Here is a 12398-nt window from a genome sequence, read left to right on the forward strand (position 1 = left end):
CAGCAGGTACGGGAACTCATCCCCAATACCGCCCAGCTTGTAATGCAGATCCGTATGGCACACCCCGCACGTCAGGACATCCACCAAAGCCTCCCCCGGCCCCGGATCCGGCACCAGAATCGTCTCCAACGACACCGGAGCGTTCTTCTCCCTGACAACAACTGCCTTGACCTTATGAACCATTAGTTCGTGTTCCTTTCCTGGATCCGGGGACCCACGGGTGACGGCACCAGTGCCAATCTAGCTGATGCGTTGGGGTACAAGACGCCCGCCACTGGGATCAGTGCCTCGTGCGGAACGGTCGTTGTGCGGAACCGGCGCCCCTGCACCGGCTTGGCCTGAATCGTGAAGCCGACGAACTGAAGCGTTGGCGCCGCCCCAGCGGGAATTGCGTAATACACAACGTGATGCGCATAGCGCGTACAGAACAATATGGCAGCCGTCACATTCGGGTGTCAACAGATGACGCCATCGCGAAGCACCCGACCCGGAGAGGTTGAGACGCACTCATTCCATCTGACGCAACACATCTTCTCTCAACGCAACGCTGCCTGGCCATTTAACGCTAATTGAAACTCGAGGTGACATCTAACTGAGACGCCCACTCTTTCCCCGTAGGCGAGCAAAAGGGGTATTGACTGTGGCGTCAGTCACGCATACTCTGGTGCAACAGCGTTGCACTCACTGCAACCCCAAAACACTTGGTGGATCTATGAGTAACGAAACTTCCTCTCCCGCTGCTCTTGCGCAAGGGTCTGGCCGGGAGTCCAATGGCGGACAAAACGGGACACCCTCCGGAGACAGCTCGATGAACGGCCACAACTTAGACCCTGCCGACGGCAGTGTCAGCAGGGACACGCGACGACGCGTCGTTGCCGCCAGCTTTATCGGCAACTTCGTCGAGTGGTTCGACTACGCCGTGTATGGCTACCTGGCCGTGACGATTTCCGTGGTCTTTTTTCCCGAATCCGATCCCCAGACCGGACTTCTGCTGACCTTCGCCCTGTTCGCAATATCGTTCCTGGTGCGGCCGCTCGGCGGCTTCGTCTGGGGCCACATCGGCGACAAGGTCGGCCGCCGTACCGCGTTATCCCTGTCGATCCTGATCATGTCCGGGGCGACGTTCTGCATCGCGTTGATCCCGGGATATGACACGATCGGCATCTGGGCTCCGATCCTGCTGCTGCTCATCAGGGTCGTCCAGGGTTTCTCAGCCTCCGGTGAATACGCCGGCGCGTCGGCCTTCCTTGTGGAATACGCCCCGTCGAACAAGCGCGGCCTGTACGCCGCAGTTGTTCCCGCCAGCACCGCCGCCGGCCTGCTCCTCGGTTCCCTGTTCGCGGGTGTGCTGACGGCTCTGCTCACTTCCGAGGCAATGCAAAGCTGGGGCTGGCGCCTGCCGTTCCTGCTGGCCGCTCCGATGGGACTGATCGGACGCTACATCCGGACCAAACTCGAAGACACCCCGGTCTTCCGTGAACTGGCAGCCGAGGACGAGACCGTCAAGGCCCCCGTCAGCGCACTGTTCCGGAACCACTGGCGGCAGCTGCTGCAGGCCGTCGGAGCCGTGCTGCTCAACGCCGTCGGCTTTTACGTAATTCTCAGCTACATGCCGACGTACTTGTCGGCGGAACTGGGCCTGGGCGAAACCGAATCCTTCCTGGCCACCACCATCGCCTTGCTCACGTACATCGGGTTCATCTTCCTGACCGGGATGCTCTCGGACCGCTACGGCCGCAAGAAGGTCCTCATCTCCGCATCCATAACCTTCATCGTGCTGACGGTGCCCGCGTTCGCGCTGCTGGGCACAGGGAACTTCCTGGTGATCGTCCTCATCCAGATCCTGCTGGGCGCCATGCTGACGCTCAATGACGGCACGCTGCCAAGCTTCCTGGCCGAAATGTTCCCGACCCGGGTCCGCTACAGCGGCTTCGCGGTCAGCTTCAACCTCTCCAACGCCCTCTTCGGCGGCACGGCTCCGTTCATGGCCACCCTGCTAATAGCGGCCACTGCCAACGACTTGGCTCCGGCCTGGTACCTGGCCGGCGCAGCCGTCATCTCCCTGGTCGCCGTCGCCCTCTCCCGCGAAACCTGCAAAGAACCGCTCCGCTCCGAATAGCACGGCGGACTCCAATTCCCCATCCGATAAACACCGCATTACAGAAAGGCATCACCACAATGACGACCACAGCATCCGAGAACGCCACGTCCATCGCCGAACTGGAGCGCCTGAAGGTCCTGCACAACGGCCAGAAGGAAAAGCTGACCTTCTCCAACGCCGAGTTCGAGCGCCGGCTCGCCGGCCTGCGCAGGATCATGGCCGAGAAGGACCTGGACGCCGTCGTCCTCACGAGCTACCACTCGATCAAGTATTACTCCGATTTCCTCTTCACCTACTTCGGCCGGTCCTACGCGATGGTCGTCACCAAGGACGACACCGTCACGGTCACCGCGAACATCGACGCCGGCATGCCCTGGCGCCGCAGCTACGGCGACAACCTCGTGTACACGGACTGGCGCCGGGACAACTACATCCACGCCATCCAGGAAGTGCTGCGCACCCGCGGCATCAGCGTCCGTCGACTAGGCGTCGAGGACGACTCCCTGCCGCTGGACAACCGCAACAAGATCCAGGCCGCCTTTGAATCCGCCACCCTGGTGGACGTGGCCCAGGCCGCGATGCGCCAGCGCATGATCAAGTCCGCCGAGGAGATCGAGGTCATCAAGCACGGCGCGCGCATCGGCGACCTGGGCGGTGAGGCCATCCGCAACGCCATCACCGCCGGCATCACCGAATACGAGGTGGCGCTGATCGGCACCGAAGCCATGGTCCACGAGATTGCCCGCACGTTCCCGGACTCAGAAATCCGGGACACCTGGGTGTGGTTCCAGTCCGGGATAAACACCGACGGCGCACACAACTGGGCCACCACCCGCAAGATTCAGGAACACGACATCCTGTCGCTAAACTGCTTCCCGATGACCTCCGGCTACTACACGGCGCTGGAACGGACCCTGTTCTACGGCGAACCCGATGCCCGTTCCCTGGAACTGTGGAACATCAACGTGGAAGTCCACAAGCGCGGCCTCGAACTCATCAAGCCCGGCGCCGTCTGCAAGGACATAGCCGCCGAGCTCAACGAGATCTACGTGGGACACGGCCTCCTGGCCAACCGCACGTTCGGCTACGGGCACTCCTTCGGCGTCCTCAGCCACTACTACGGCCGGGAGGCCGGGCTGGAGCTCCGCGAGGACATCGACACCGTCCTCGAACCCGGAATGGTGGTTTCCATGGAGCCGATGATCACCGTCCTGGACGGACAGCCGGGCGCAGGCGGATACCGCGAGCACGACATCCTGGTGGTCGGCCAGGACGGAGCGGAGAACATCACGAAATTCCCGTTCGGACCCGATTACAACATCATCGGGGCCTGACCTCACCCGCCCCCCGCGGAACTCAACGGGAGTGGCGCCACTTTGGGGGTGGCGCCACTTCCGTTCCTTCATAGGGAATGATGGTAAGCACCATGAGCCCAGCAGAATCTCCTGACACCACCGGCACCGGCGAAGCCAAAGGAACCTCCGTCATTGTCAACGCCGTTGCCGTCCTCCGCACCTTCACGGCCGACGAGCCGTTGCTGGGGGTCACCGAGATCGCCAACCGCGTCGGGCTTCACAAGAGCACCGTGTCAAGGATCTTGGCCACGTTCGAACAGGAACACCTGGTGGAACGGGACCCCGAGACGAAGCGGTTCCGTCTGGGGCTGGGCCTCATCGCCGTGGCCGGACCCCTGCTCGCGGAGCTGGAAGAGCGTCGCGTGGCCTACCCCGTCCTTCGGGAACTGGCTGAACAGACCGGTGAAACCAGTGCGCTGATGGTGTGGAACGGCTCCGCTTCGATGTGCGTGGAGCAGATCCCCAGCCATCACCAGATCAAACACACAACGCCCCTGGGGGCCCAGTACAGCGACGCGCTTAGCGCCTCCGTTCAGGTCTTCCTCGCCGCCGAAGCCCCGGACCGCGTCCGGACGTTGCTGCGCAGCGGAACCATCACCTATCCGGGCCTCGATGAAACCAGCCTGGAGGACTATCTGGTCCGCCTCAAGGAAGTGGGCCAGCGCGGCTGGGCCATAAACTATGGCGACACCTCGCTCGATGAGGTGGGAGTGGCGGCTCCCGTCTATGACCACCGCGGCGATGTTGCCGCCGCGGTCCTCATTCCCGCTCCCCGGTTCCGTGTCTCTCCGGAGACACTGCAAAGCCTCGGCGAATCGTGCTCGGCTGCCGCCCGCCGCGTCACCTCACGGCTTGGCGGCACCCTTCCCGGGTAGCCGCTGCCCGGCCGTTAACCGTGGCCCGCAGCCCGGAACCGCACACAGGCATCCAGGCCGCCGTTGGGCGGCGTGGCCGGTCGGCATTCCGGGCAATAAAGCAAACTTTCCGTATGCAGGCGGGATTCCTTTACGGTCACGTACACTCTTGCAATGAGGCTTCTGTACGTGACAGAAAGTATGCCCAACCGGGACCCCGTGTTCGGGGATGGCAGCTCTATGATCCCTTTCGAGTTCCTCCGTAATCTTCCCGATGACGTCAAAGTCACCCTCGTGACGTTTTCGGGGCCCGTAGGGCTTCCAGAGGAAGTAAGGGAACGCTGCGAAGCAGTTCATATCCTCGCTCCCCGTAATCGCAAGTGGGCATTCTTTCGGTCATTCTTTGGATTGAATGGCTTGGGAAAGCAGGAGCGCTACACAGCGAAAGCAAAAGAAATCACTTCGCGGCTTTCTGCGGAAAGCGACGCGACGCTGATACACGGTCCTCATGCGCTCCCCCTCGCCCATCACGTGCAGGGACCGGTGGTCCTGCAGACGGTGGACCCCTGGTCGATCCGGGCCGGCATGGACACCGCCATCGCACGGAGGTTGCGGCCGGCGTACCGGGCCCGGGAGTACCAGGCACTCAGGGCCGAACGCCGACTTCCCCCACGGGCGCGGCTCCTCACTGTTGGTGCGCAGGACGCCGTCGAATGGTCCAGCCGCCTCGGGCGGAACGTGAGGAGCATCCCGAACGGCGCCGAAGTGGCGGTCCGCTCCGGCACCCGGGGGGACAGTCCCGTAGTCTGCTTTGTCGGCAGCCTTAACTATGGTCCGAACATCGACAGTGCGGGCGTGCTCATCAACAAAGTGGCACCACTGGTGTGGCAGCAGGTGCCGGACGCCAGGTTCGTCATCGCCGGCCGCCGTCCCGCACCCCCGGTCCTCGAACTGGCCGGGCCCCGGGTGGAGGTCCTGGCGAACGCGCCCTCGGTCCTGGATGTTTTCCACGCCGCCGATGTGGCCGTGTTCCCTGACGAGCACGGGGTGGGCATTCGGAACTCGGTGCGCGAAGCCCTGGCTGCCGGCACTCCCGTGGTGGCGACGCCAGTGGCCGCCCGCGAACAGGAGGCCCACCCTCTGCTGACCGTCGAGGAGGACATCGGCAGCCTTGTGGAACGTGTGGTGGGCTACCTGGCTGCGCCTCGAACGGAGCACCGCGGGTCAGGAGAAGCCGCTGTCCGGACCTGGGATGTGGTCACGCAGGAGTATCTCGACGAGCTTCGCACGGCCATCAGCCACGACTCCCACGATCCGCAGCGCCGAAGCTCGCCGGCATGAAATACGCGCCCGGGGAACTCGCCCAGGCTGGCGCCCGCGGAGCAATGTGGCAGGGACTGGCTTTCGTGGCCGGCAAGGTGTTCGTCCTCGTCACCATTATCGTGCTGGCCCGGCTGTTGTCGCCCGAGGAGTATGGACTGGTGGCGCTGGCGCTGGTCCTGATGGCCTATGCGGAAACCATTGCCGATGCCGGTGTCGCCCAGGCTCTGGTTTACCTGCCGCACACCGGCGAAGTCGCCCGGTCCGCTCTCCTGATCTCAGTGGTTCTGGGCTGCCTCCTGGCCTCGGGGGCCGTCCTCGGCGCGCCCGCCATAGCCGGTGTCTTCAACCTTCCCGAGGTGGCACCCCTGGTGCAGGTCCTGTCGATCTCGCTGCTGGCCACAGCCCTGGCCGCTGTCCCCGAAGCGCTGCTGCGCCGCGACCTGCATTTCAAGCGCCAGACGGCGGCTCCTGTTCTTCGTGCGGCCACCATGGGCGCCGTCACCCTGTCACTGGCATTTGCCGGGTACGGGGCCTGGTCGCTGGCCATCGGCACCGCCGCCGGCTCCGTGGCCTACGCCGCCGCCTGCTGGTTCCTGCTTCCTGGCCGGGCACCCTGGCAGGTCTGGCGCGTCACCAGGGATGCCCTCCGGGCCAACCTGCAATTCGGCGCGCCGGTCGCGGGCAGTTCATTGCTGGCCCGGTTGATCTTTGACATCGACTACCTCATCATCGGCCTGTTTCTGGGGGCGAATGCGCTGGGGTTCTACACGCTGGCCTTCCGCGCGCCCGAGTTGGTGATCATCAACGTATTCTTCGTCCTGTCCACTGTCCTCTTCCCGCTTTACGCCAAGGTGCGCGGTGAACCGGACAGGCTCCGCAGCGGCTACCTGAAGAGCGTCGAACTTCAGGCGCTGTACGGGATGACCGCCGGCGTTGGCCTGGCCGTCACGGCACCCATTCTGGTCCCCGTGGTCTTTGGGCCACAGTGGGGGGAAGCGGTCCTGCCGCTGGTCTTCCTGTCCCTGTACGCAGCCGCCCGTTCCCTGGGCGCCGGGGCCAATGACGTGTACAAGGCACTCGGCCGCCCCGGACTCTCCATCCGCATTTCCCTCGTCCGGCTGGCGGTCCTGGCCCCGGTCCTGCTTTTCGCCGTCCAGTGGGGCATTGTCGGGGTGGCCTGTGCACAGCTCGCCGCCGCGCTGCTGTTCGCCCTGGGGATGCAGCTGGTGGCCGCCAAGGTCATGGACCTGCAGTTCCGTCAGCTCCTCCGGGCCATCGTGCCCGGGGTGGTCTGCGGTGTTGCGGTGGCAGCGGTGGGCCTGGCGGGGTTGGCCCTGCCGCTCGCCGACGACCTCGTCACGATGCTCGGCATTGCGGCCGCCGCCATGGGACTGGTCTACATCATCCTGCGCTGGGGCTTCTCATCCCTGCACAATGAACTGCTGAAGCTGGTCCGCCGCCCTTCACCGTGAGCGGCACCGGAAGGCTTAATTGGGCCCGCCGCATAAGGCCCGCAGCGTCCCGGGCGTTAACGCCGCGGCCAGGTGTCCACCACGTGCCGCCACAGCCAGAAGTCACGGTCACCGAAAACTGCGGCCCGCATCTGGTTCCTTCCATGGCCCGGACCCCGTTCGCTTTCCAGCCTGTACGCCAGGGTGGCCGCAGACCTGGCCCACACCGCGATGACCAGCAGCGGAAGCAGATCCGGGTTCACACCTCTCAGCTGCAGGTGGCCGCGGAGGGGATCCAGGGCCCACCCGCTTGCACCGAACGCCTTGTCGAAGGCCGCGAGCTGTGCCAGCCGGGAGAACGCCCGTTCGCTGGATTCGCTGAGGTACTGAAGGTAGAACACGAGGTCGTGCCCTGGCACGCCGTCGGTCCGCGACCGTTCCCAGTCGACCACCTGCAGTTGGCCGTTGGGCTGCAGGAAGAGGTTTGGGTGGCTCATGTCGCCATGCTCGACGACGGCGGGAAGGTCCACCGAGCGCAGCGGTTCCAGCATCTCGTGAGTGCGTTCGACGAGCGCGGAAACGTCGGGCTCCATCGGCAGGAGGGACACGAGGTCGCTCAGGGGACGGCTGATCGTCCGCTGGTACCAGTCCCCGTTGGCGGGTGCCGTGAGCGTGCAGGGCAACGCGGCCACGAACGCTGTCCCCGCGCTCACGGCGGCCGGTACGTCGGCGCCCACCCGTTTGGGGTTCAGGGGCGCCCCGGTCACGGCGGTTTCGATGAGCACGGCGTGGGGTCCGGCGTCGAGCACGGCCACCACCTCCGGGACGCCGATCTCCGGCCCCGCCCCGAGGGACCGGAGCTGGTCCATCACCTGCGCTTCATGCCGAACGCTGTCGTTGTCCCCCGGCTGCCGCGGAACCTTCACCACAAGGCTGGGCTCACGCGCCCCGGACGCGAAGATCAGGGCCACCACGTGGCGGGACGTAACGAAGCGCGGTGTGAGCAGCACGGTGGCCCATTGCCGGCCGATGCCATACCTCGCCAGCCCCAGCTCCTCGTAGTGGTCCGAAACGATCCGGTCAATGAAGGTCATCGCCGTTCCTCCCGTCGCCGCGGCGGCCCATGACGGTGCCTTCGGGAATCGCCGCATCAAACAGCCGCAACGCGAGGGCCAGGCGGGCTATTGCGACCTTGGACCTGCGGAACCTGATGGCCTCCTGGAGCGACAGCGTGTCCCGGACGGCCGTGGCGGACGCCACCGGCACAATACGCGCCGTGCGCTCCAGGTTCGGAGCGTGCCAGTAAATGGCGACATCACTGAAGCCCTTCCGCTCGAAGACGCGCTTCCAGCCCCCCACCGTCCGTGGGCCTGAGCTGCGGAGCAGCGACCGGCTGACCTGGGCGCACACCCACCCGCCAGGCTCCACCGCTGCTGCCGCCTCCTCAAAAAGCCGGAGGTCAGGTGCAGAAAGCAGAACGACGTCGAAATCACCCGCCGCAGCACTCTGGCGGTCAGCTCCAATGCGGTCAGCTTCAATGCGGTCGGCTCCGATGCGGGCCGCGCCGGGGTCCAACAGGTGCAGTGCCGCCACCATATCCCGCCCCATGTCCCCGCCGTAGCCCAGGCTCCTGGGCTGCACCACGGGCAACAGGAAGCGCCAGTCGAGCAGCCTCCACAAGTGCAGGTTCAATTCCACCGGGCCTGCACGACCTGCTTCGGGAGCACTCGCAGGGCCGGGTGACGTGTGGCGCCAGACTATGTCCGTGGCCTGTCGCTGCACCTCGTCCTGCGGCTGCACAGCGTCAAGAACCCGGGCCTGGGGCAGACTGTCGGCCAGCTGCAGGTAGGCCTGCCTCCGGCCCTCCAGGATCTCGGCAGAATGTTCGCCCTTCCTCGCAAACATCACCTCACCCGGGGCATCCAGCACCAGGAGGACATCCGGATCCGGCACCAGGTAAAAGGCCATGGCATTGGTTATCCTGCCGAGCACGCTGTTGTCGGTTGAACCGGGCAGCACAGCATCGTAGGCAACACGGTCCATGAGCACCACCCGCCCACGAAGGGAGTGATACCGGGCGGCCAGTCCGCCGCGGACGAGTCGGAAAACCTTCTTACCCAGCCGGCCGCCGGGGATCCGGCTGAGCCAGGCATCCCAGGGGCCCGCACCCCACATCCCCATGTACACATAGCTGCTGGGAAGGGGGACAGCTGGGCCAAGGCTCCGGAGCAGGGTGGTCTTGCCGGCGCCGTCCGGTGCCATGACCCCCACCACCGGTGCGCGGCCTCGCAGTCTCGGGGTGAGCAGGCGCTGGGCCCTGTTCGCCACGGCAAGGAGGCTGGGGCGCCGTTGAGCCGACATGGTCCATGCGGACCGCATGCGGGCCGCCATCGCGGGCACTTGGTCAAATCTGCCGGCCCGGACCAGGTTTAGCAATTGCCCCGCGGCGCCGGGGCCCACACGGCGGTCCAGGAATTCGGCTATCACGTCGCCGGTCGAGGCAGCCGACGCCGCCCTGCTCGCAATGCCGACGCGTTCCGGGCGGACCTCGCCTTTGTCCAGCACCAGGTGGAGCAGCTGCAGCCACGCCTGGTCTGCAGGATCCGGCAGCCAGAACGGCCCGTTTCGGACGCGTCTGCTGAGGCACCCGGACGCCAGCGCGGTGCGCCACTGTTGATACGGGCCGAAGGAGATGTCGGATACGAAGTCCAGCTTCAGCCACAGGTCATCCGGGCCCGCATAGGCGAAATAAAACCGGTGGCTGCCGTGCCCGGACGCCAGGACGCGGCGAAAACCTATGCCGGCCATCAGGTGGTCAAGGCCCGGCAGCTGTTCCCTGGCGACCAGAATGTCCACGTCGCCTGAGGGGCGGGCAAGGTCGTGCTCGCCCCTCACCAGGAGCCATGGCAGACCGGATCCGTCCAAGGCATCAAAGACCTTTGCCACGTCCGGATGCAGAACCGTGGGCAAGAGCCCCGGTTCATGCACGCTGTGGTGTCCCTCGTCCACAGTCATCCGTTCCTCCCTGATTCCAGACCCGAAATTGCCTGCCTATGGAGTTCCTGCAATTTGATATATCCGAACAGTTTCACTCTCGAACACCCGCGAAGCCCTATTGTCGAAACTCAGGTCCCGCTCGAAGTTGGAAACCGTTCCGGACGGTGACAGCTTGGCCGCAGACTCGTCTTCGCGTTTATTATCCGAAATGACAACATAGACATTGGATGTGGGCTTGATGCTGTCAGCGTATTTCTCAATGTTTTCCGCATTGACCGGCCCCGTCAGATTCTTAATGAGGCCTGAAAGCGGCGCCACCCTGATTGTCCGGTAGTAATTCGGATAATTCGGTCCGATCAGCGTGGGGAAAAAGTAGCCCGGTTCGAAGATCACATCACCGGAACGGGCGCGGGAGTCTATCCATTGGCTGGCAACCACATCGCCTTGCGGGATCCGGTGGTCCTCCTCCGGCTGGAAGTACACGACGCTGAACAGGAGTGCCATTGCGCTCAGGGAGGCAGTGGCTCCCAGCAGCGCCTTCCGCGTGCGCAGGGGTCCCGACCAGAACAGCCAGGCCACGCCGATGGCAAGCCACGGCAGGGCGAAGAGATAGATGCGGAGCCGCGCTTCTCCGCCGTAGGACTGGCCGAGCAGCCCGAATGCGGGGGCCACGGCCATCCACGCAACCATCAGCGTGGTCCGCACTTCACCCTGCATAAGGCGCCGGACGAATCCGGCGAGCGCCAGAACCCCCGTCAGGACCGACAGGAGCACGGCTGCACGGGCCATCCACCGGGTGGTCATCAACCAGGCCGCTGGATCCGTGAATGTGTCACTTCGCGGTTGGTATCCGGCGTTGGCAAGGGGGTCGAATCCGGTGAACAGGCCATATTTTTGCTCTATGAAGCCAATGTTCGGAATGAGATAAAGGAGGGTCATGACCACAAGCGCCGGCGCCAGCCACCGCGGCCGAAAGTATCCCAACAGGAAGAGCGGAACGAGCCCCAGGAGGGCCAGATAAGGGGTCAGCTGGTGGCTCACGACGATCGCGGCCTGCAGGAGCAGCACGGCGACGATGGCGGTGACCCTCAGTGAGCGGCCAATAGGCCTATCGTACGATTCAATCACCGGCAACTGGGGTCTCGTCAGGCGTTCTTCGAGTACCTGCACCACCATGATGGGCGTACTGCGCAGGAAGGTGAGCACAATGAGGCACATGGTCAGGTACAGCGTGTATCCAAATGCCTGCGGGGAGTAGTAATTCTGGTTGACCCAGTTGGCCAGGACGAACACCAGCGTCGCGGTCCAGTACACGCGGGGATTCCTGGAGAGTGCGCGGGCTATGGCCAGAACGGTGACGACGTTCAGGAGCGCGAACCCGATCTCCGCCCATGCGGCATAGTCCAGGGCGTCCCGGAGTCCGATCGTCTCTCCAAGGAACGCACTGCTCGCGAAGAAGCCCGGCCATCGGTTGTAGATATCCACGGACGGGTCCATCTGGCCCGTGGCGCCAATGAAGTCTGTCACCGCAATGTGCTTATAGCTCCACGGCAGGCGCGGCACGGCTGTCAGCAGGTTCGCCGACGCATAAAGCATGACGACCAGGCCCGAGACTGAGGCGATCAGGAACCGTGCACGGATTTCCCGCCGTGTTCCGATCCCCCAGATGCAGAGACCCAAAACCGCGGCCACGGCAAGGTACCAAGTGGCCGGGTATTTGGTCAGCAGGCCCCAGGTGTCCAGGTCCCCGGAACCGGTCATTGCGAGCGAGATGCCCCACATGATCAGGGCGGCTCCGAGGACCAACCAGGGCAGGAGTTCCCTCAGGCTCCGCTCACGCAGCCGGCCAAGCAGGCGCACCCGGTCCAGCGGGATCAACTGTCGCAGCGGACGCAACCGCCAATCGAACGGCCGGGAACCGAACCCGTGGACGGCCGGGAACAGAACAATGGCTGCCGACGAGGCCACCAGTCCGGCCGCGGCCACAGGCCGCGGATGCCAGATGCCGGACCACGCCATGAAAAATGCGAACACCGTGAAGAGCATGGCACTCGCCACAACAGTCCAGACCAACCGCGCTGCAGGGTCGGCGTCAGCAAGGCGGCTCACAAGGACCCATCCCGGCAAGGCCAGGCACATGATGAGTTTGAAGGGCGCAAGAACTGGCCCGCCGGCGTCCAGCAGAATCAGGAGTGCTGCCATCAGGCCCAGGGCCCCGATGACTCCATCCCACGACCGGAATGAATTCAGGGCCACCTCCCGGTAAATGAGCAGCCTCGACGTAACGACTTCCTCCTGCAATGACCGACTCATGTGG

General features: G+C 64.6%; 8 protein-coding genes and 1 pseudogene. 5 read left to right on the forward strand and 4 right to left on the reverse strand.

Going from position 1 to position 12398, the window contains the following annotated elements:
- Positions 1–183, reverse strand: a pseudogene (locus tag JYA52_RS04085) (alcohol dehydrogenase catalytic domain-containing protein); the annotation flags it as partial.
- A 529-nt stretch (positions 184–712) separates the two neighbouring features.
- Here JYA52_RS04085 and JYA52_RS04090 point away from each other — a divergent pair.
- From JYA52_RS04090 to JYA52_RS04110, 5 genes are all read left to right on the forward strand, one after another.
- On the forward strand, positions 713–2119 hold the full coding sequence (locus JYA52_RS04090; protein WP_372433719.1) for an MFS transporter: 1407 nt from the start codon (positions 713–715) through the stop codon (positions 2117–2119).
- A 59-nt stretch (positions 2120–2178) separates the two neighbouring features.
- On the forward strand, positions 2179–3435 hold the full coding sequence (locus JYA52_RS04095) for an aminopeptidase P family protein (protein WP_205651930.1): 1257 nt from the start codon (positions 2179–2181) through the stop codon (positions 3433–3435).
- Between the two features lie 92 nt (positions 3436–3527).
- Complete coding sequence (locus JYA52_RS04100; RefSeq protein ID WP_205651931.1) at positions 3528–4331, forward strand: IclR family transcriptional regulator; 804 nt, start codon at positions 3528–3530, stop codon at positions 4329–4331.
- 522 nt (positions 4332–4853) lie between these two features.
- Entirely contained in the window at positions 4854–5651 is a 798-nt protein-coding gene (locus JYA52_RS04105; RefSeq protein ID WP_205651932.1) for a glycosyltransferase family 4 protein, read from the forward strand.
- On the forward strand, positions 5648–7105 hold the full coding sequence (locus JYA52_RS04110) for a lipopolysaccharide biosynthesis protein (protein ID WP_205651933.1): 1458 nt from the start codon (positions 5648–5650) through the stop codon (positions 7103–7105). Before JYA52_RS04105 ends, JYA52_RS04110 begins: the two co-directional genes overlap by 4 nt.
- Before the next feature lie 56 nt (positions 7106–7161).
- On the opposite strand, the gene JYA52_RS04115 is transcribed toward JYA52_RS04110, so the two are convergent.
- The 3 genes from JYA52_RS04115 to JYA52_RS04125 are packed head-to-tail and all read right to left on the reverse strand — an operon-like array spanning position 7162 to position 12394.
- Positions 7162–8178, reverse strand: coding sequence for an aminoglycoside phosphotransferase family protein (locus JYA52_RS04115; protein ID WP_205651934.1), 1017 nt, complete (start codon positions 8176–8178; stop codon positions 7162–7164).
- Complete coding sequence (locus JYA52_RS04120; protein ID WP_205651935.1) at positions 8165–10099, reverse strand: hypothetical protein; 1935 nt, start codon at positions 10097–10099, stop codon at positions 8165–8167. Before JYA52_RS04120 ends, JYA52_RS04115 begins: the two co-directional genes overlap by 14 nt.
- A gap of 36 nt (positions 10100–10135) precedes the next feature.
- Positions 10136–12394 carry a hypothetical protein gene (locus tag JYA52_RS04125; RefSeq protein ID WP_205651936.1) on the reverse strand — a complete coding sequence of 753 codons (2259 nt, stop codon included), beginning with the start codon at positions 12392–12394 and terminating at the stop codon, positions 10136–10138.
- Positions 12395–12398 lie beyond the last annotated feature (4 nt).

The organism is Arthrobacter pascens, assembly GCF_017052465.1.
GTDB lineage: Bacteria > Actinomycetota > Actinomycetes > Actinomycetales > Micrococcaceae > Arthrobacter > Arthrobacter pascens.